The 22,127-nt window shown below is 33.5% G+C and carries 11 protein-coding genes; 5 read left to right on the forward strand and 6 right to left on the reverse strand.

The annotated features are described in order from the left end of the window. The first annotated feature begins 71 nt into the window (after positions 1 to 71). Positions 72 to 11,132 carry a T9SS type A sorting domain-containing protein gene (locus Q0678_RS02935; protein ID WP_299053612.1) on the forward strand — a complete coding sequence of 3,687 codons (11,061 nt, stop codon included), beginning with the start codon at positions 72 to 74 and terminating at the stop codon, positions 11,130 to 11,132. A 140-nt stretch (positions 11,133 to 11,272) separates the two neighbouring features. Here Q0678_RS02935 and lgt read toward each other — a convergent pair whose 3' ends face one another. The 3 genes from lgt to cysS all read right to left on the reverse strand — a co-directional run bounded on the left by lgt (position 11,273) and on the right by cysS (position 14,020). Further along, on the reverse strand, positions 11,273 to 12,124 hold the full coding sequence (lgt, locus tag Q0678_RS02940) for a prolipoprotein diacylglyceryl transferase (RefSeq protein WP_299053615.1): 852 nt from the start codon (positions 12,122 to 12,124) through the stop codon (positions 11,273 to 11,275). 96 nt (positions 12,125 to 12,220) lie between these two features. Continuing rightward, positions 12,221 to 12,463, reverse strand: coding sequence for a membrane protein insertion efficiency factor YidD (gene yidD, locus Q0678_RS02945; protein ID WP_299053617.1), 243 nt, complete (start codon positions 12,461 to 12,463; stop codon positions 12,221 to 12,223). A gap of 78 nt (positions 12,464 to 12,541) precedes the next feature. Further along, positions 12,542 to 14,020: a cysteine--tRNA ligase gene (gene cysS, locus Q0678_RS02950; RefSeq protein ID WP_299053620.1), complete on the reverse strand. Its 1,479-nt coding sequence runs from the start codon at positions 14,018 to 14,020 to the stop codon at positions 12,542 to 12,544. Between the two features lie 179 nt (positions 14,021 to 14,199). On the opposite strand from cysS, the gene Q0678_RS02955 reads away from it, so the two are divergent. Beyond that, a complete protein-coding gene (locus tag Q0678_RS02955; RefSeq protein WP_299053622.1) occupies positions 14,200 to 14,505 on the forward strand; it encodes a DUF6787 family protein in 306 nt (101 codons plus the stop codon). Here Q0678_RS02955 and Q0678_RS02960 read toward each other — a convergent pair. Beyond that, on the reverse strand, positions 14,502 to 14,762 hold the full coding sequence (locus tag Q0678_RS02960) for a hypothetical protein (protein WP_299053625.1): 261 nt from the start codon (positions 14,760 to 14,762) through the stop codon (positions 14,502 to 14,504). The two genes, Q0678_RS02955 and Q0678_RS02960, sit on opposite strands and share 4 nt — an antisense overlap. Positions 14,763 to 14,859: 97 nt before the next feature. Between Q0678_RS02960 and Q0678_RS02965 the strand changes: the two genes are divergently transcribed. Together Q0678_RS02965 and Q0678_RS02970 are read left to right on the forward strand one after the other, a co-directional pair. Further along, the gene (locus tag Q0678_RS02965) at positions 14,860 to 15,486 is read left to right on the forward strand and encodes a CoA pyrophosphatase (RefSeq protein WP_299053628.1); all 627 of its coding nucleotides are present in this window, start codon (positions 14,860 to 14,862) and stop codon (positions 15,484 to 15,486) included. Between the two features lie 53 nt (positions 15,487 to 15,539). After that, positions 15,540 to 16,358 (forward strand): 1-acyl-sn-glycerol-3-phosphate acyltransferase, encoded by an 819-nt coding sequence (locus Q0678_RS02970; RefSeq protein WP_299053631.1) that lies wholly within the window; start codon positions 15,540 to 15,542, stop codon positions 16,356 to 16,358. A 136-nt stretch (positions 16,359 to 16,494) separates the two neighbouring features. Here the strand turns inward: Q0678_RS02970 and Q0678_RS02975 are convergent, their stop codons facing one another. After that, on the reverse strand, positions 16,495 to 18,696 hold the full coding sequence (locus Q0678_RS02975; protein WP_299053634.1) for a M1 family metallopeptidase: 2,202 nt from the start codon (positions 18,694 to 18,696) through the stop codon (positions 16,495 to 16,497). 177 nt (positions 18,697 to 18,873) lie between these two features. Here Q0678_RS02975 and meaB point away from each other — a divergent pair, with 177 nt between their 5' ends. Continuing rightward, positions 18,874 to 19,941, forward strand: a complete 1,068-nt coding sequence (meaB, locus tag Q0678_RS02980) for a methylmalonyl Co-A mutase-associated GTPase MeaB (RefSeq protein WP_299053637.1) — start codon at positions 18,874 to 18,876, stop codon at positions 19,939 to 19,941. Positions 19,942 to 19,960: 19 nt separating this feature from the next. On the opposite strand, the gene recG is transcribed toward meaB, so the two are convergent. After that, the gene (gene recG / locus Q0678_RS02985) at positions 19,961 to 22,060 is read right to left on the reverse strand and encodes an ATP-dependent DNA helicase RecG (RefSeq protein WP_299053639.1); all 2,100 of its coding nucleotides are present in this window, start codon (positions 22,058 to 22,060) and stop codon (positions 19,961 to 19,963) included. Between the last annotated feature and the right edge of the window lie 67 nt (positions 22,061 to 22,127).

The raw sequence follows: 22,127 nt of genomic DNA on the forward strand, positions 1-22,127 counted from the left end.
ATTAGTTTTTTTTTAAGATGTAATTAATTAGTATATTTGCATCGTTAATCCTAAATAACAATGTATTGTATTTGTATTCTCTATTAAAAGACCTTGTCCCTAAAACAACGTTAAGAAAACAAGTCTCTCTATTTTCTCTTTTGTTGGGGGTTATTTTTATGAGCTATAAATTTGTAGACCATTTATCTACAAATAATACTCCTAAACACAATACGTATTCTTCTTATACAAATACTGAAACTAAATCGGTAATATCAACTTTTAAAACTACAAACAACAGTTTTTTTAAAAACGATATTGCTCAAGCCAATACTTTTAATTGCGGCGGTACTCCTGGAGGAACAGGACCTAATGATGATTTTGATGGCGACGGAATTTGTAATGATGTAGATATAGACGATGACAACGATGGTGTTTTAGATACAGTGGAAACTCTATTTTGCCCCACAGGAGATTCAACTAACCCTTTTACAGCACTAAATCAAGTTAATAATATACCATCGGGTAGATATTTTTTTAATTTAGGAAGTGGTTTGTTTGAAGCGGATGTAGATAATAGTGAAGGTGGTGGTTGGGTTTTGGTACTTCAATATGTTCACTTAGGTGGAACAAACCCTGCATTAAACGTAATATCTCCAGGAGCCAATTTACCTAAAAACAGTGTAGCTAATTTAGGGACCAACGAATCTAGTATTGTTGAAAATTGGGGGCATACTGGTAATACAGCGCTTTCTCAGTTTACAAATATTACCGATGTGCGTTTTTATGGAATAAGTAGTGGGCACAATAGGGTATTACATTTTAAAACAGGTCTTAATTCAGTTATTAATTATTTTAAAACAGGTACAGGTTCAGTTACCACTGCTTTAAGCACTAATTTTACGTCATTAACAAATCATTCTGCGAACCTACCTGCAGCTGTATCTTCTGTGTTTACTGACAGAGCAGATTATGCTATGACAAATTTTCCTTTTTTTAAAACGGCTAATTATCATTGGGGTATCAAAGGGGTAGATACAAGATGGGAATCGGATGATTTTCCAAACGACTCTAGTAAAAACACTATTCATAAAATCTGGGTTAGAGACACTACTACTTATGTTTGTGCAGATACAGATAATGACGGTATTCCCAATCGTTTAGATTTAGACAGTGACGGAGATGGTTGTCCAGACGCAGTAGAAGCAGGTATTTCTACGAACTTATTAACATCAGCAACTGTTAGTAACGGATCAGGTGGTACAGTAACCAGTACAACATCAATTGCAAATGCATTGGTTACGGGTACTACAGATGCTAATAACAACGGTTTATTAGATAGTGTAGAAAACGGCACAACGGGTACAATCAATTATAATTCTTATTACAACATTTATGCAGAAGACAATGCTTTAAATAATTGTTTAGATTCTGATGCTGACGGTTTAGGAGATGTAATTGATTTAGATGATGACAATGATGGTGTTTTAGATGTTGACGAACAAGCTTTTACTACCGCAACTTTATCAAACTCAGGAATAACAATATCTACAGAATTTGGCTCTTGGAACGGAAATTCTATTTCAGAGATTGTAGATGGTACAACAAATAATGAATTTGCATTTGCAGACGAAGCTAACGCTTCTAATAAAGTAATTATAGCTCTTGATTTAGTTGCCCCAGAAGTATTGTCTTCTATGGAATTTAATTTAGATGATAATGACGGATTTATAACATCAGGTTCTAGTTATAAAATTCAAGGGTCTGATAATGGTATCAATTGGGTAGATATTAAATATGGTTACGCATTTGACCCATATTCAACTACACAAACTTTTTCTTTTGAAGAAAACAAAACATTATATCTAAAATATAGAGCTTTTTTAATTTCTGGAACAATAACAAATAACTCTTATGTAAAAGAAGTAAATCTTAAAAGGAAAGTTTTTACAGACATAGATACAGACAATGACGGTGTTGAAAATCGTTTAGATTTAGATTCTGATGGTGATACTTGCCCTGATGCAGTAGAAGCAGGTGTTTCTAAAAATGTATTAACCTCAGGTATTGTTAAAAATGGTTCAGGTGGTACAGTAACTAGTACAACAACTATAAACAACGCATTGGTAACTGGTTTAGATAGCAACAACAACGGATTGTTAGATAACGTAGAAAACGGCACAACAAGTACTATTAATTATATCTCGTTTTATAAAAAATACGCAACACAAGGTACTTTATCTGTTTGTGGAGGTTCTGATGGAGACCAAGTTGGAGATCTTATAGACATCGATGACGATAATGATGGTGTTTTAGATGCAGATGAACAGGCTTTTACAATAACAACTTTGTCAAACACAGGAATAACTGTTTCTACAGACTTTGATACTTGGAGTGGAAATTCTATTTCAGAAATTATTGACGGTACAACGAATAACGAATTTGTATTTGAAGATGAGGAAAATGTTACAAATAAAGTAATTGTAGCGTTTAATTTAGTTACCCAAGAAGTATTGTCTTCTATGGAGTTTAATTTAGATGATAATGACGGATTTATAACATCAGGTTCTAGTTATAAAATTCAAGGATCTAATAATGGTACCAATTGGATAGATATTAAAAATGGTTACGCAATTAATCCATATTCAACTACACAAACTTTTTCTTTTGAAGAAAACAAAACGTTATACTTAAAATATAGAGCTTTTTTAATTTCTGGAACTATTACAAACAACTCTTATGTTAAAGAAGTAAACCTAAAAAGAAAAGTTTTTACAGACATAGATACAGATAATGATGGTGTAGTAAATCGTTTAGATTTAGATTCTGATGGAGATGGTTGTCCAGATGCTTCAGAAGCGGGTGTTTCTAAAAGTTTATTAACATCAGCAACAGTTAGTAACGGTTCGGCAGGTTCTGTTACCAGCACAACAACTATAGCAAATGCTTTGGTAAGTGGTACCACAGATGCCAATAACAATGGCTTGTTAGATAGCGTAGATAACGGCACAACAAGTGCTATTAATTATAATTCTTATTACAAATCTTACGCATTAAACAACGCATTAAATAGTTGTTTAGATTCAGATGCTGATGGTTTCGCAGATCTAATAGACTTAGATGATGACAATGACGGAATTTTAGATGTAGATGAACAAACATATACGTCTGCAAAACTTTCAAATACAGGAATTACTGTTTCATCAGATTTAACTCCTTGGAACGGCACTACTATTTCAGACATTGTAGATGGTACAACAGGTAATGAATTCGCATTTGCTTCTGTATCTAACGTTACTAATAAAGACGTTGTCGTTTTTAATCTAGTAACACCAGAAGTCTTGTCTTCTATAGTATTTCAACAAGATAATAACAGAGAGTTTTTTGATGCAGGAAGTAGTTATAAAATACAGGGTTCAAATAATGGAATTGATTGGTCTGATATAAAAAGTAGTTCTGTTGAAGACATGAGTTTAGAAAATCTAAGATTCCCTTTTCATTATAATAAAACACCCTATTTAAAATACAGGCTTTTTATTGTTTCTGGAGGAATAAATCAAAGCCCATACTTAAAAGAGGTTCACTTAACCAAAAAAGTATACGCAGATAAAAACACAGATTCAGATGCAATTGTAGATCGTTTAGATTTAGATACAGACGGAGATGGGTGTTCTGATGCTTTAGAAGGTGGTGCAGCTTTAACAACTGCAAACCTTACTACTAGCGCAATGCCTGGTGGTAACACAAATGTAACTGCAGACCCAGTTTCTCAAAATATTTCTGGAACTGTAGATGATAATGGTGTACCTACTTTAGTTGCTGGAGGACAAACAATAAATTGGAGTCAAAACGCGAGTATTAACGAATCTTGTATAGATACAGACGGAGATTTAGTAAATAATGAGCTAGATTTAGATGATGACAACGATGGTATTTTAGATACTGAAGAATGTAGCGGACAAAGCTTTACCTTAGATTTAGGTGATTTTGACGATGAAGTTAACGATAGAGTAAATAGAGGGCAAAGTATCACAAAAACAAAACCATTAAATGGTGCTGGCACGGGTAAAAATGTAACCTTAACTATGGCGCACAATGGTACTTGGGGAAAAATTGAAACAAAAGCTACAGGTGGTTACCTTGATAGTTATTCCCCAACTAGTGATGACAGTGTGATAGAGTTTAGAGACATGGATATTACTAATCAACATGAAAGTTATGTTGAGTTTCAGTTTGATGTACCTGTCTACAACTTAAATTTTTACTACATAGACATTAACGACGGTGGCTATACAGGACCTGAAAAAACAATTATAGAAGGGTCTTACAATGGTGTTATTCACACCCCAATAACTACAAACTTTTACCGAAACAATTTTCCAGCAATAAATGGTGTTCTTAATAATATTTATGAAGGTACCAATGCTTCTAATGAAAACATTATAAAAATAAATTTTGACCAACCTGTTACTGTATTAAAAATTAAAGTTACCGCAACAACATCAAACAACGTAAAATTAAACCAGGCACTTTATAACCTAAATTATTCTTTTTGTAAAGATTCAGATTCAGACGGATTGTTAGATCGTATAGATCTAGATGCTGATGATGACGGTTGTGCAGATGCAATAGAAAATGGTGGTGGTTTTACCAACGGTATGTTAGTACAAAGTTCAATTACAACTGGTGGCACTTCTGTTAATATGAATTTAGGGAACACTGTAGATGCAAATGGTGTACCAGTTATTGCTACTGGAGGGCAAACTATCAACAATAGCCAAAATGCAGCCGTAAATAGTTCTTGTATAGACACAGACGCAGATGGCGTTAATAATTATGTAGATTTAGACGATGATAATGATGGTATTTTAGATACCGAAGAATTACAGTGTAGTAACTTTACTCCTGTTGATTTTACGAATACTACTAATATACCCACTATTGATGTTAACGGAGTTGATGTAAATGTAAATATAGCTACAAATGGTATCGGTTCAATTTCAGGTAGTAGCAATGGTAATTTATATCAAAATAATGGTGATCATACAGATAACATCAATGAAGTTATTATTAATTTTGATGTACCAGTACTTGTTGTAATCAAGTCTAAAGTAAATAGTAACGATGCTTGGTTTGCGAAAAACGATAACTACAATATAAGTGATTATGGCAACAATTTTGAGTTATCAGACCCAAATAATGACCTTAATGTAACCTCTACAAGCCCAAAAAACTTCATAAAATTTACTTCAGTTGCAGCGAACCAAAACAATTATAATGATGATTGGACTATTACTACAAAAAAACTTACGAGTAGTTTAACCATAAAGTATCAAAATCCAGAGCAAACGAATAATGGAGGTGCCATTAATATTGGAATAATTTGTGTAGCCCATGATACAGATACAGATGGTATTCCTAATTATTTAGATTTAGATTCAGACGGAGACGGTTGTGCAGATGCTGTAGAAGGAGACGGACCTTTTTTAGTTTCTAATTTGGTAACAGACACTACTATTGATGGTGGTAATGATGCAACAGGTTTCACAGGAATCTCAGGAGCATCACCAGTAAAACAAAATTTAGGAACCACAGTAGATACTACCCCAGACAGTGCAACGTATGGGGTGCCAACTGTTGGTACAGCAACTACTGCAGTAACACAAGGCGTGGGTATTGGTTTAGATAAAACGTTAGAAAATTGTACAGATACCGATAGTGACGGGATTTCAGATTTTACAGATTTAGACGATGACAATGATGGTATTTTAGATATCATTGAAAGCCCAAATTGTTATTATGCTGCCTCAGAAGTTAAAAGTTTAATTACTTCAATAACTTCACAATTTGATTCAGACGTTAGCTTTGAACTTTTATATAATGAGATTTTAGAAACAACAGAAGCTGCTGGATTTACTTTTTCTAGTACTGTTTTACCATCTGAAAATCAACCTGGTAGTAATCTTTTTACCATAGAATTTACAAAACCTATAGAATTAGGGTCATTGGTAATTAGCAACAATATATCTCATACAGATTCTGCCAGAGCCTTATTATTTGGATCTAATAATGGTACAGATTATGTACAGTTAACTTCTACAGAAAGCAATATTAGAACTACAAGCGGAACTACATTTACAATAGACCAAAATCAAAATAAATACCTCTATTATAAAATTCAAACTTCAGTAGCTGGTGGTATTTTAACATATGATTTTATAGCAGAAATTACGCCTGTTGTAGCAAGTAACTATAATGCAAACTCTTACCCAAAAGCAACCTGTACCGACGACAATGATAATGATGGTATTTTTAACCATTTAGATTTAGATTCTGACGGAGACGGTTGTGCAGACGCCATAGAAGGAGACGGAACTTTTATACTATTAAATTTAGTAACAGATACTACTATGGATGGTGGTAATGATGCAACAGGTTTTACAGGAATCACAGGAGCATCACCAGTAAAACAAAACTTAGGCACCACAGTAGATACAGACCCAACAAGTGCAACGTATGGCGTGCCAATTGTAAGTCCAGCAACTGTTGCGGTAACGCAAGGTGTGGGTATTAGTGCAGATAAAACGTTAGAAAATTGTACCGATACCGATAGCGATGGCATACAAGACGCTATTGATTTAGACGATGACAATGATGGTATTTTAGATACAGATGAACAATTTTGTAGAAACATATCAGATTTTTCTGATAAGTCTACAGCTTTAGTTAATGTATTAGACGGTGCTACTGTTATTGGAACAAGAACTATTTCATTATCAGGAACAGCATCTATTTCTGATGGTTTTTCAAATGGAGATATAGAAATATCGAATCCAAATGCAGCTGCAAATTCTGATGCAACTATAGAATTTCAATTTACTAATAGTCAAGAGGTAACTATAAAACATGCGTTATTAATTGGAGGTTTTTTTGATGGAAATTCATCTGACTCAGATCAGTTAAAAATTACGAATCCTTCAGGAGGATTCACCATCTCGGATCCCAATAATCAGCTTGTTGTTTTATCTCAAACAACTACAGAATTAATTGTTAGAGGAAATACTAATAATCTAAGCAACTCACAAGTTTGGGAAATTAAAACAACGGGTAAGAGCGTAATTGTTGATGTTTTAGATGCGTTGGTTTCAGGAAAAGTACCATTTAACATTTCTGTTGTAGTATGTGATTTAGATACAGACAACGACGGTATTATTAACCGTTTAGACCTAGACTCTGATGGAGACGGTTGTGCAGATACTATAGAAGGAGACGGTGCTTTTTTGCCAACAGATTTGGTTACCTCTACAATAGATGGTGGTAATACTGGTGTAAGTTTTACAGGAATTACAGGAGCATCCCCAGTAAAACAAAACTTAGGCACCACAGTAGATACAGACCCAACAAGCGCAACGTATGGAGTGCCAATTGTAAGCCCAGCAACTGCTGCGGTAACTCAAGGTGTAGGTATTAGCAAAAATTCAAAACTTGAAAGTTGTACAGATACTGATGGCGATAGTGTTATAGACTACGATGATTTAGATGATGATAATGATGGGGTAATGGATACAGATGAACAATTATGTAGAAACTTATCAGATTTTTCTGATAAGTCTACAGCTTTGGTTAATGTATTAAACGGTACTACTGTTATTGGAACAAGAACAATTTCATTATCAGGAACAGCATCTATTTCTGATGGTTTTTCAAATGGAGATATAGGAATATCGAATCCAAATGCAGCTGCAAATTCTGAGGCAATTATAGAATTTCAATTTACTGATAGAAACGAAATAACTATAAAACATGGGTTATCAATTGGAGGTCTTTTTGATGGAAATTCATCTGACTCAGATCAATTAAAAATTACGAATCCTTCAGGAGGATTCACCATCTCGGATCCCAATAATCAGCTTGTTGTTTTATCTCAAACAACTACAGAATTAATTGTTAGAGGAAATACTAATAAAACAAGTAGCTCACAAGTTTGGGAAATTAAAACAACGGGTAAGAACGTAATTGTTGATGTTTTAGATGCGATGGCTACAGGAATAGTGCCATTTAACATTTCTGTTCTAGTATGTGATTTAGATACCGACAACGACGGCATTCCAAACCATTTAGATTTAGATTCTGATGGAGATGGTTGCCCAGATGCAGTAGAAGCGGGTATTCCAACGGCATTAACCGCGGGAAGTGTTACCAATGTTGATGCTACAGATGCTACAGCAAATACTACAAGTACTGTTTCAGACGCGGTAATAGATGTTACTGCAGACCCAGTTGGCGCTAATGGTTTTGCCAATAGTTTAGAGAGTGGTGCTACAGATTCTGGTACAGTTGCCAATGCATATACCACTACAAACTATACAACTTATGGGTTAGATAATAGTAAGAATGGTTGTGGTATTCCTATGATTACGCAGGTATATCAGAGTGCAAATAAACGTTGGATAGAAATTACCAACATCAACAGCAATATTATAGTACCTAATGCTGCTACTCTTGGTTTGTATAAAGATTTAACAGGCAATCAAGATGATGTAGCACCTACAACATCTATAGCAAATAGTGCAGAAATAGCAGGCGGTAAAACTATTTTATTTTCTTCTAGTGCTGTTGCAAATAAAGCAACTACAGCAACAGAGACTATAAATTCAGCGATTACAGATTTTGAGGGTGAAAATGACCAGCTTATTATATCAAGAGGAAACGGTGTAAAAAGTTATAACGGACGTGTAGATATCATTAAAGACATTGAAGATAAAACTAGTTATGTTCGTATAGACGAAGCGATAACAGGCAATGCTACTTATACCAGTTCAGAATGGGTTGCCTATGTAGACGATACCATAACAACCTATACCGATGTAAATGATGCGGCTACAGAAAGACATGTACATGCTCCGTTAATTTCAGAGATATCATCTGCCAACGATCAGGCAAATATAAAGCCAGGTCTGCATAGAGTTTTATTAACCGAAAAAACAGCGAGTGGTTGGTCTAACGGATTTCCAGACAGATCAAGACATGTGCGTGTAGGAATAGATTACAATCATACCTCAACAGCTTTAAATGCTAGAAAGTTAACAGTACATAATGGTAGTATTCTTAGCATTACCAACCAAGCATTAGTAGTTTCAGATGCTATTGATATTAACACTGCAACAGATCAGATTCGTTTGGTAAGTTCAGGCAATAACAACCAAGCCCAGTTGATACAAACCCATGAAGGAGTTGGTAATATTACCGGAGCCGGAAGACTGTTGGTAGACCAAAACTCAGAAACCTCAAGTGTGTATCGATTTAACTACTTTAGTTCACCAGTAAACAGTATTGGAGCAACTACTTTTACAGTAGCAGATGTTTTAAAAGACGGAACCACGGAACTAGATGCAAGCAGTACCGTAGGCACTCAAGTAGCCAAAGAGATTGACTTTGTAGCTGGTTATGACGGAGATAATACCGATCCTATTAAAATAGCTAATTATTGGCTTTTTACGCAAGCTGCAGGAGGCAATTGGTCTCAAAAAGGAAGCACAGGAGTAATACCACAAACCGATGGTTTTATTATGAAAGGAACCGGAGTTGCCCAAAACTATACCTTTAGTGGAAGTCCGAAAGACGGAACATTAAGCACAAGTATTGGCGCCGAAGAGTTTTATTTAGTAGGAAACCCTTATGCATCATCTTTAAGTGTACAAAAGTTTTTACAAGACAATTTAACTACTTTAACAGCAACGGCTTATTTCTGGCAACATGCAGGCGAAGATGTAGCTTTTGGTACCCAAGGACATAATTATGCAGGGTATATTGGTGGGTATGCTACACGTAACCTTTCGATGGGCTTAAAGGCAAACGACCCTCAAATAAGTGGTGAATTTGATATTTATTTAGAAGCAGAAGATGCTACTTTTACAGGAAGTACTCAGACAATTAATGGTACTACTGTGGTAGAACTAAATACAACAAACAGTAGTGTTGAGTTTGCAAACCTTGTAAAAGGAGTTGATGTTTTAACCTTACAATACCAATCTGCTAATAACAAGCTGATTAAAGTACATGTAAATGGGGTGTTTAAGCAAGATATAGAATTAACAGCTAATACTGCTCAGCCATTTGGTCTGTTTAATATCAACCTTTGTGTAGAGGCTGGTAGTACTGTTACACTTATTTCTAATGACAGCAATACTGCTTACATCGATCTTTTAAGATTATATGATGCAGACGGAGACATTAGTTGTTCGCCAAGTTTAGGAACAGGAGTTACTTATAAAGTACCTGGCCCATTTGTACCTATCGGACAAGGCTTCTTTATTGAAGGAGATGCTGGTGGTGCTGTTGAGTTTAACAACAGCCAAAGAGCCTTAGTTATAGAAGATGGTGAAAACTCAGTATTCTTTAGAGGACAAGCCAAAACAACAACAGCGAATACAAACACAGAAAACAGCACCTTACCACTTATTAAGTTAGGGATGGATTATCTGAATGCAAACAATACCACCTTGCACCGTCAGCTAGGAGTATCATTCAAAGCCACCAATACATTTGCATTTGACAAAGGGTACGATTCAGAGATTTTTGACATCAACCCAACAGATGTGTATTGGAAGTTTGACAACAACAATAGCAAATACGTGATTGCAGGTGTACAAAGTATTAGCGACGATTTAGAAATTCCTTTAGAGATAGTGATTGCTAAAGACCAAAGTACGGTTGTATTTGGTATCGATGAGATACAGCAAATAAGCAATGAGGTGTACATACTAGACAAGTTAACAGGGCATACACATCAAATAACCCACAACAGTGCGGCAATTGTTTTAGATGCTGGGGTGTATAGCGATCGTTTTGCAGTAACTTTTAAAGCACAAGCAGCTTTAAGTACCACACAAACAGAGGCAGTAAACAATAGTTTACAAGTATATTACAATACCATAGATGCCATAGAATTGGTAAACAAAGACAATCTAAGCATCCATGAGGTAAGCTTATACTCTTTAGATGGCCAAGAAGTTAAAAAATGGAAGGTTACAGAGAATAACACGCAAACAAACAGCAGTTATAAAGTAAGCAACCTTGCTAGTGGTATATACTTTGTAAAAGTATACACCAAAGACAAACAAACAATCTCTAAAAAGCTATTAATAGATTAGCGAACAACATAGTGATTAAGAAAAAGAAAACCCTACAAACAAAATGTTTGTGGGGTTTGTTTTTTAAAGTATAATGGCCTGATCTAAAACAATAAACAATACCAAATACTAGTAAAATAGTTTTTTTTAAGAGAGAGATATTAATTTTTGGTCTTTCTAAACATCAACCAAAAACCTATTAAAATTAAAGGGATACTTAACACTTGACCAGTATTTAAAGGACTAAACAACCACTCTTCTCCTCTTTTTACAACTTGAGGTTCTTTTAAAAATTCTATCACAAAACGTAAAGACCATAAAACGACCATAAAGAGGCCAAAAAGAAAACCTGTTTGTTGTTTTCTAGACGTTTTCCAATACAAGTGCCACATTACAAAAAACAAAGCTAAATAACTAAATGCTTCATATAATTGAGTTGGATGTCTGGGTAATGTTTCTCCTGCAGCTGTAAATATTACTCCAAAACTACTACCAGTTTCTTTTCCGTAAATTTCTGAATTAAAAAAGTTACCAAAACGAATAAAAAATCCGGCAAGGGCAACCATAATTGCCAATCGGTCTAAAATAAATAACCAAGGTTTGTTTAAGTGTTTCTTAGAATAGAAATACAGTGCAACAGGAATTCCTATTGCAGCTCCATGACTAGCAAAACCAGTAAACCCTGTAAATTTCCATCCTTTAATAATACCAAATAAAGCATCGTTGGCACTTTGCTTAATCGGTAAAAATATCTCAAGTAAATGATTTTGGTAATAATCCCAACTATAAAAGAAAACATCACCTAAACGCATACCTACAAGCATCGATATAAAAACATACATAAAAAGTGTGTCTAATTTTTCTAAAGAAATTTTATCTTCTTGGTATACTTTTTTCATCAAGCGCAAGCCTAATAAAAAAGCTGCTACAAACATTAAGCTGTACCATCGAACCACAAAAAAACCTAAATCTATACCCAAAGAAGGGTTCCACTCTATTGCTAAAAAATTCATATTTTATAATCTGTGTTTGGCCGAACGCAGTGAAGACCTTAATTTCTAATATCTGATAATTTACAAACCTCTCGACTGCGCTCGAGGAGACAATTGTTAGTTTTTTTCTTCTAATTTTTCTGGCACAGGGTCATACCCACTTTTCCCCCAAGGATGGCAACTAAAAATTCTTTTTAATGCCAACCAACCGCCATTAAATAATCCATGGCGTTGCAATGCTTCTACAGTATAATGAGAACAGGTTGGACTAAACCTACATGTTGCTGGTGTATATGGTGATATTGCTATTTGATAAAAACGTACTAACAATATAAATGGATAAGACACTATTTTTTTCAAAACTAACTGTATGAGTGAAATTATAAAATTGCAGTTACTGCCATTAAGAGAATTGTGCTCTAAAATTTGTTATTATTTCTAATTTAAAGAAAATGTGGTGCCGTCTTTACCATCTTTTAATTGAATGCCTAATGCAATTAATTCGTCTCTAATTTGATCAGACAACGCCCAGTCTTTATTATCTCTTGCTTGTTTTCTTAATTTGATTAATAAAGCCACTACTCCATTTATTTTTTCTGAATTGTCTTGAGAATTTTCATTCATCAAACCTAAAACATCAAAAATAAAATTATACAAAACAGTGGTAAACAGTAATAAATCCTCTGCTGTTAAACTCGCTTTATCTTCTTTAATTAGGTTAATTACTTTAACGGCGTCGAATAAATGGGCAATTAAAATTGGTGTATTAAAATCGTCATTCATTGCTGCATAACAATCCTTTTTCCATGCTAATACATCAAAAGTAGATGTTTTGCCTGATTTTACATTTGCTAAAAGCTGCACCGCTTCCATTAACTTAGTGTGTCCTTTTTCTGAAGCCTCTAAAGCATCACCAGAAAAATCTAAAATACTTCTGTAATTCGCCTGCATGTTAAAAAAACGAACAACGCTTGCTGAAAAAGCTTTTGGAAGTATGTTATTTTTACCCGATAAAATTTCATTCGGTAAAATAAAATTACCGGTAGATTTTGCCATCTTCTGGCTATTTAACAGCAACATATTTGTATGCATCCAATAACTTACAGGGTTTTTACCACTGCATGTTTTAGATTGTGCAATTTCGCATTCGTGGTGCGGAAACTTTAAATCCATACCACCACCATGTATGTCAAATTGTTCTCCTAAATACTTGGTACTCATCACAGAACATTCTAAGTGCCAACCAGGAAAACCATCGCTCCAAGGAGAGGGCCATCTCATTATGTGGCGTTCATCTGCTTTTTTCCAAAGTGCAAAATCTTGTGGATTTTTTTTATCAGATTGACCATCTAAAGTACGCGTATTGTGTATTAAATCTTCTACTTTTCTGCCCGATAAAATACCATAATGGTTTTCTTTATTGTAAGCTAAAACATCAAAATAAACAGATCCATTTACCTCATAACCAAAGCCTTTTTCGATAATTTCTTTGATCATTTCTATTTGCTCTAAAATATGACCAGTAGCTGTTGGCTCTATACTTGGTGGTAAAAAGTTGTAATTTTTAAGCACATCATGAAAATCTACCGTGTAACGCTGTACAACTTCCATCGGCTCTATTTCTTCTAACCTGGCTTTTTTTGCAATTCTATCTTCACCTTCATCTGCATCATTTTCTAAATGACCCGCATCTGTAATATTACGTACATAACGCACTTTATACCCCAAGTGTAAAAGATATCTATACACCACATCAAAAAACATAAATGTTCTTACATTTCCTAGGTGCGCATTGCTGTATACCGTAGGACCACATACGTACATACCTACATATCCGTCTGTTAGGGGTTTAAATTCCTCTTTTGTTTTTGATAAAGAGTTGTATACTTTAAGTTGATTTTCTTTGTAAAGTTCCATTAAAAAAATACCTTTTTATAGACGATAAATATAGGCACTTTTAAAAGAATAACGAAACCAAAATTGGTAGAAGTTATTTTGTTTTATGAAATTAAAAAAAAGAGTTTAATTAATATATATTTAAAATTAGTAGGGTCTTGACTTTTTATATTCGTTTCGGAATTGTAATTTTGCAGCTTATGGATAAATTAAAACAGCGCTGGGGCATACAAAGCAATTGGGCAATTGTGGCAATCTTTATTGTTTTTGCAATAAACGGTTCTTTTGCTTCTTGGGCAGCCAAACCAATAACAAGTTTTATTGGCCTTTCTGCAGAAACTACAAACGCATGGTTGTATTGGCCTTTACGTTTTTTACTGATTTTTCCTATCTACCAACTAACACTACCTATTGTTGGATGGCTTTTTGGGCAGTTTAATTTTTTCTGGGCATTCGAAAAAAAATTTCTTTGCCGTTTAGGCCTTGGCTTCTTGTTTAAAAATTAAATTTCAGAAATTTCTTCTGTAGAAAAAACATATACATACAACCACATTAATGTAAATGTTGGCAATACATCTGTATAAGGTATAATTTCTTCTATAAAACTAATAATACTTGCTATTTTAGCTTTTTTGCCTTTGTACATTTTTAACATAAAATAACTTGACAAAGGCGCCCAAATAAAATCGAAAAAAGGAATTGGAATGATGCCAACAACATCTATTAAAATACTAGCGATTAGTTTTTTATATTTTATACTCATGTTTATTTTTAATTACAATAGCGTTTAAAACAAATTTCTTGCCAAAAAGTTGTTTTTAGCAAAATAGACATTTACTTTTAAGAAATATTTTTTAACAATGACTTTTTCTGATTTTAAAGATAAAATAACGACCATTAAAACGAGTAATTTAGGCGGATTAAATGCACAGTTTAAACTAGCACCAAAAATGCGTTTAAAATACAATGCAGAAAAAATTAAAGCGAGACAACCAAAAGTAGCCGCAGTTTTAGCTTTATTTTATCCGGATGATCATAACAACATGTGTTTTCTATTAACCCAAAGAGCTCATTATAAAGGTACACATTCTGCTCAAATTAGTTTTCCGGGTGGTAAAATAGACGCTGTTGATAATTGTTTAGAAGAAACCGCTTTAAGAGAAACTTTTGAAGAAGTAGGTATTGCCGAAAAAGAAATTACTGTTCTTAGAGAATTGACAGACGTGTATATTGCCCCAAGTAATTTTTTAGCAACTCCTTTTATTGCATATGCAGATGAGAAACTCGTTTTTAAAAAAAATTATGAGGTAGCAAAAACAATCAATGTGCTGGTTAGTGATTTGCTAAACGATAAAACAATTACAACTACTTTTATTAATAACACCTATTTAAAAAATGAGACAGTGCCTTGTTTTCTATTAAATAACACTGTTGTTTGGGGAGCAACTGCAATGATCTTATCAGAAATTAAAGAACTTTTAAAATAGGTTCTTTATTAATTGTTTTTGTAGATTTGTGTTTCAACTAAAAAAGAATAAGAATGCCTTTACTAAAAAGGAATCCGTTTGGTCATATTTTACTACTAAAAAAATGGCTAATTCGTTTTTTCGGAATAATATCGCACGGAAGGTACCGTAATTTTAACAACCTAAACATTGAAGGCTCTGAAATATTAAGAGACTTACCAGACAGTGGTGTTTTATTTATTTCGAATCATCAAACTTATTTTGCAGATGTTGCAGCTATGTTTCATGTTTTTAACGCCTCTTTAAAAGGACGCGATGACACTATTAAAAATGTTGGCTATATATGGCATCCGAAGTTAAATATTTATTTTGTTGCCGCTGGCGAAACCATGAGATCTGGTATTTTACCAAAAATATTTGCTTATGCAGGTTCTGTTTCTATTGATAGAACATGGCGTAGTGCGGGTAAAAACGTAAATAGACAGGTTAAAAATTCTGATATTTCTAATATTGGTAAAGCTATAAAAGATGGCTGGGTTATTACTTTTCCGCAAGGTACCACTACCCCATTTAAACCAATTAGAAGAGGAACTGCACACATTATTAAAACTTTTAAACCTGTAGTTGTACCGATTGTAATTGACGGATTTAGACGTTCTTTTGACAAAAAAGGATTGAATATTAAGAAAAGAAATGTATTGCAATCTATGGTTATCAAGCCTCCTTTAGAAATAGACTATGAAAACGAAGAAATTGCAGATATTGTAACAAAAATAGAGTTTGCAATAGAGCAACACCCTTCTTTTCTTAAAGTTTTATCACCTAAAGATGCAGAAGAATATATAAAAGAGGAATTAGAATTGAATAAGAAAAGAAAATTTTGGAGCAGTTAAGAAAGGCATCTGTAAGTTATTAGCTTTAATTAATTGAACAAAAAACACCTTACTCATATCAAATTCATAAAAAAATATACCTAAAAAAAGGCCTTACAAAATTGTAAGGCCTTTTACTTTATAAGTGCAAAGAGTATTACTCTTTTGCTTTGTTTTTAAAATCTTCAAATTTATTAGATTCTTTCTTTGGCCAGCTATTGTTAGAAGTATCTACATCTGCTGTTTCAAAATCTGGATCTACAACTATACTCTTAATTTCTTTAGTTGCCGCAAAAACTCTTTTAACAGAAGTATCATCTTTCATCCAAATCTGAGCAGGAAACGTTTGTCTTTCTGTAGTTCCATCAGCATAAGTTAACTCTACAATTAATGGCATAATTAAACCACCTGGCTTTTCGAACTCTACAGAGTAAATATAAGCAGGTACTTCTTTACCATCTGCATAAGTATCCATTGCCTTAGAGTTGGCATCTTCTTTTTTATCTGTGATATAAACCAAGTCTCCTAAACCATCAAAATATTGCTTGTATTGCTCTTTTAATTTAGCAACTCTTTCGCTTGGCTTGTCTGTTAAATACAAAGGCTTTACCTCTTTTACACCAATGTCTGTAACATCTGTTGTATAAAACCAGCCTCTCCAGAACCAGTCTAAATCCATACCAGAAGCGTCTTCCATAGATCTAAAGAAATCTGCTGGTGTTGGGTGTTTAAACATCCATCTTTTTGAATACGTTCTAAAAGCATGGTCAAATAATTCTGGTCCCATAATTGTTTTACGCAACATGTATAAACCAGCAGCAGGCTTAGAATAAGCGTTTGGTCCAAATTGTTTTACGTAATCTCCTTGAGACATAATTGGAGATATATTACTTTGATCTCCGCCCATATAACGAGTAATTTCTTTTGCAGGATTGGTTGCAAACAACTCTGGGTCATAAACTAATTCTGCTAAAATTTCTACAAAAGAGTTTAAACCTTCGTCCATCCAAGTCCATTGTCTTTCATCAGAATTAACAATCATCGGAAAGAAATTATGCCCAACTTCATGCACAATAACACCAATCATTCCTTTTTTAGTTCTATCAGAATAAGTACCATCTGCATTTGGTCTTCCAAAATTAAAACAAATCATCGGGTACTCCATCCCTTGTCTTTCAGAATGAACAGAGATAGCTTTTGGATAAGGATAATCGAAAGTTAATTTAGAATATTCTATTAATGTTGTTGCTACCGCTCTTGTTGAGTGCTCTTCCCAAAGTGGGTTTCCTTCCTTTGGATATAAAGAAACAGCCATTACTGTTTTACCATTTACATTAGTTGCCATGGCATCCCAAATATATTTTCTAGAAGATGCAAATGCAAAATCTCTAACTCTATTTGCTTTAAATTTCCAAGTTTTTGTTTTGGTAGCTCTACCTTTTTCTGCAATTTCTGCTTCGGCTTGCGTAACAATCATTACTGGGTTGTCAAAAGATTTTCTTGCAGTTTCCCAGCGTTTTCTTTGTTCTTTTGATAAAACTTCTTTTTCGTTTTGTAAAACACCCGTTGCATCTACAATATGATCTGCAGGCACGGTTAAATTTACTTCATAATCTCCAAATTCTAATGCCCATTCAGATCGACCCCAGAATTGCATGTTTTGCCATCCTTCTACATTATTATAGACTGCTAAACGTGGAAAAAATTGAGCAATAGTATAGTTGTTGTTTCCGTCAGGAAAAGACTCTAAACCAGAACGACCACCATCTTTATTAATGTCATTTATTTTATAATTCCAACGAATACTAAAGTTAAAAGAATCGCCAGAAGCCAATGGTTTAGGTAAATTAATACGCATCATTGTTCTGTTGATAAAATGAGAAAGCTGTGCGCCATTACTTGTTACACTTTCTATATTAAAACCAAAACCTTTAGAGGCTTTCATGTAATCATTTTTAAAATTTTCTGGTGTAATAAAAGGCACTGCACCTGTAGACTTTGCCAAAGGTGTTTTAGAATCGTCTGCTCTCATATTCTGGTCTAATTGTACCCATAAATATTCTAGCTGATCTTTTGAATTGTTGTGGTAAGTTATTTTTTCATTACCATAAATTTTATTTTCAGACTCCTCTAAACGAATATCCATCACATAATCAACTTTCTGTTGAGTATATTGATGCCCTGGTGCACCAGAAGCCGTATGCTGATCATTTGGCGTTGCCAAAACATCTTTTAATTGTCTAAATTTATTTTGATCTGTGTGCCCTTGTTGCACTTTGCTTTCCTCCTTTTTTTCTTGCGAAAAAGTTGCTGTTACAACAAAAAATAAGGATAGCACTAATAAAGATACTTTTTTCATTTGTATTGATTTGGTTATAATTGTCGCTAAATTTAGTAATAAGATTATAAATAAGTTAAAAAATGTTAAATTTTAACAAACCTTTATCAAAAATCGAATGGATTTAACGTGTAATTAGTCTTCGTTGTATTTAAAATTTAATTTATTATCTCTAACTTTACATTTCTATTTTATTTTATGAATAAAAAAACACCAGCATTACAAGAAGTAAAAGGGGTTTCTAAACCAGAAACTACCAATAAAAATGCTTTTGAAAAGATAAAAAAAAGTAGAGCAAAAATTACTTCAGCAGCAACTTTTATTGCTAAAATTTTAGAAGGCAATATTCCGTTTCTAAGCAGAGCCATCACTTTAGTAGAAAGTACAAATAGCAGGCATCAAGAAAAAGCAAACCAAATTTTAGAAGGCTGTCTTCCGTTTGCAAATAAATCGGTAAGAATAGGAATTACAGGTGTACCTGGTGTTGGTAAAAGTACATTTATAGAAGCCTATGGAAAATATTTAACTTCCAAAGGAAAAAAAGTAGCTATTTTGGCTATAGACCCTAGCAGTTCTGTTCATAAAGGTGCTATTTTGGGTGATAAAACTAGAATGGAGGAGCTGGTAACCGATACCAATGCCTTTATTAGACCTTCTGCCTCTGGTACTTCTTTGGGAGGTGTTGCTCAAAAAACACGCGAAAGCATTATTCTTTGTGAAGCTGCTGGCTTTGATACTATTATTATAGAAACAGTTGGTGTGGGGCAATCTGAAATAACTGTTAACGCTATGGTAGATTTTTTCTTACTCTTAAAACTAGCGGGAGCTGGAGATGAGCTACAAGGTATTAAACGCGGAATCATTGAAATGGCAGATGCTATTGTTATTAATAAAACAGATGGCGATAATATAGAAAATGCCAAAATTGCAAAAGTAGCATTTAATAGAGCGCTGCATTTATATCCCATAAAAGAAAGCAAATGGCAACCAAAAGTACTTACTGCTAGTGCTTTACAAAATAAAGGCATTGCTGATATTTACAACCTTATCGAAAGCTATATTTCTTTAACAAAAGAGAATCATTATTTTTACAAAAAAAGAAATGAGCAGAATAAGTTTTGGCTATTAGCAACTATTGAACAACAATTGAAAGATAATTTTTATAAGAATCAAAAAGTACAAGAGGCACTTGCAGAAGAAATAATTAATCTAGAAAACAGCAAAACAACACCTTTTAATGCTGCTAAAAAAATATTAAAATTATAGCCAGTTTTTAACAAAATAGCTAACTAATTTCACTCCATATTTTAGAAGTCTTCACCAACTGAATAAAAGTTTTTTTGATATTCGAGTTTTCTGGTTTAGACAAATTATCATCGTCTTGTAATAGTGAAATAGCAGTATTTCTTGCCGCTACTAATATTTTAGAATCTTTTACAATATCTGCTATTTTAAGATTTAAAACACCACTTTGCTGCGTTCCCATAATATTTCCCGGACCTCTTAATTTTAAATCTACTTCGGCTATTTTAAAACCATCTGTAGTATCTACCATCGTTTTTAAACGCGTTTTACCTTCTTCGGATAATTTATAACTAGATAATAAAATACAATAACTTTGGTCTGCACCTCTACCAACCCTTCCTCTTAATTGATGCAATTGAGAAAGCCCAAAACGTTCTGCACTTTCAATAATCATCACACTTGCATTAGGCACATTTACGCCTACTTCTATAACCGTAGTGGCCACCATAATTTGAGTTTCTCCGTTTACAAAACGTTGCATCTCAAATTCTTTATCTGCAGGTTTCATTTGCCCATGCACAATACTTATTTGGTATTTAGGAGAAGGAAACTCTCTAGAAACACTCTCATAACCATCCATTAAATCTTTATAATCCATTGCTTCAGATTCTTGAATTAATGGATACACAATATACACCTGCCTGCCTTTCTCAATTTCATCTTTCATAAATTTAAAAACAGACAAACGATTGCTATCAAAACGATGTACCGTTTTCACCTCTTTTCTACCAGGCGGCAACTCATCAATTACAGAAACATCTAAGTCACCATAAACAGACATTGCCAAAGTTCTTGGTATAGGTGTGGCAGTCATTACTAAAATATGAGGTACTATGGTATTTTTTTTCCATAATTTAGAACGCTGTGCAACACCAAATCGATGTTGTTCATCAATAATAGCAATTCCTAAATTTTTAAAAGTTACCTTATCTTCTAACAGTGCATGGGTGCCAATTAAAATATGTAGGCTTCCGTCCATTAAGTCATTATGAATTTCTCTTCGTTTTTTTACCCTAACAGAACCAGTTAATAATGCTACCTTAATATTCATGTTCGCCAACATTTCAGAAATGGCTATGTAATGCTGTGTTGCTAAAATTTCGGTCGGCGCCATCATTGTAGCTTGAAAACCGTTATCTAATGCCAAAAGCATTGCTAACAGGGCAACAATTGTTTTTCCAGATCCTACATCACCTTGTAAAAGACGATTCATATGAGCGCCAGAGGCAACATCTTTTCTTATTTCTTTTAAAACCCTTTTTTGTGCATTTGTTAGGTTAAAGGGCAAATAATCGTTGTAAAAAGTATTAAAATTATTACTTACATTTTCAAATACAAAACCTTTTATTTTTGATTTATTGATTAATTTTTTGCGTAATAATTGTAATTGAATAAAAAATAATTCTTCAAATTTCAATCTACTTTGTGCTTTTGCTAAACTTTCTTGGCTTTTAGGAAAATGTGCATTTAGCAATGCTTCTCGTTTAGACATCAAGTTAAAATTATCAATTATTTCTTGTGATAAACTTTCTGTAATATGATCGAAAAACTGTTGTAATAAATTTTGCACATAAGTCCGCATCAACTTATTAGAAACACCAGAATTTGTTAATTTTTCTGTGGATGGATACACAGGTTGCATTTTAGATTGCAATTTCTTTTTATAAACAGCAACCAATTCTAGTTCTGGATGCGGAATACTAAAGCTACCATTGTAATGATTTAATTTACCATACACTACGTAAGGTTCGTTAATTCTTAAGGCATCTTTAATCCATTTTTGCCCTTTAAACCATACCAACTCTATGCTACCTGTTTGATCTTGAAACGTTGCTACTAACCTACTTCCTCTTTTTTGTGCTACCGATTTAACACTTGTAATTTTACCCACAATCTGAACCTCTGCTGTAGTTGGTTGTAATTGATTAATCGTATAAAAAGTAGTCTTATCTATGTAACGAAAAGGAAAAAAGTTTAATAGATCGTTGCAAGTTTTAATCCCTAATTCTGCATACAAAAGCGATGCTTTTTGCACACTAACTCCTTTAATATATGTAATTGGATTATTTAAAGTCAACATATAAAATTATTGAGAACGAAAATACTGAAATGTAACAAATTATAGGTTCAATTGATTACAATTTTTA

This window comes from uncultured Polaribacter sp., assembly GCF_947497125.1.
Classification (GTDB): Bacteria; Bacteroidota; Bacteroidia; order Flavobacteriales; family Flavobacteriaceae; genus Polaribacter.

Coding starts and splice junctions, on each gene's coding strand:
- lgt (WP_299053615.1), bottom strand. CDS start 12,124: ATGAATTTTTTAGCAATAGAGTGGAACCCTTCTTTGGGTATAGATTTA.
- cysS (WP_299053620.1), bottom strand. CDS start 14,020: ATGGAACTTTACAAAGAAAATCAACTTAAAGTATACAACTCTTTATCA.
- Q0678_RS02955 (WP_299053622.1), top strand. CDS start 14,200: ATGGATAAATTAAAACAGCGCTGGGGCATACAAAGCAATTGGGCAATT.
- Q0678_RS02960 (WP_299053625.1), bottom strand. CDS start 14,762: ATGAGTATAAAATATAAAAAACTAATCGCTAGTATTTTAATAGATGTT.
- Q0678_RS02965 (WP_299053628.1), top strand. CDS start 14,860: ATGACTTTTTCTGATTTTAAAGATAAAATAACGACCATTAAAACGAGT.
- Q0678_RS02970 (WP_299053631.1), top strand. CDS start 15,540: ATGCCTTTACTAAAAAGGAATCCGTTTGGTCATATTTTACTACTAAAA.
- Q0678_RS02975 (WP_299053634.1), bottom strand. CDS start 18,696: ATGAAAAAAGTATCTTTATTAGTGCTATCCTTATTTTTTGTTGTAACA.
- meaB (WP_299053637.1), top strand. CDS start 18,874: ATGAATAAAAAAACACCAGCATTACAAGAAGTAAAAGGGGTTTCTAAA.
- recG (WP_299053639.1), bottom strand. CDS start 22,060: ATGTTGACTTTAAATAATCCAATTACATATATTAAAGGAGTTAGTGTG.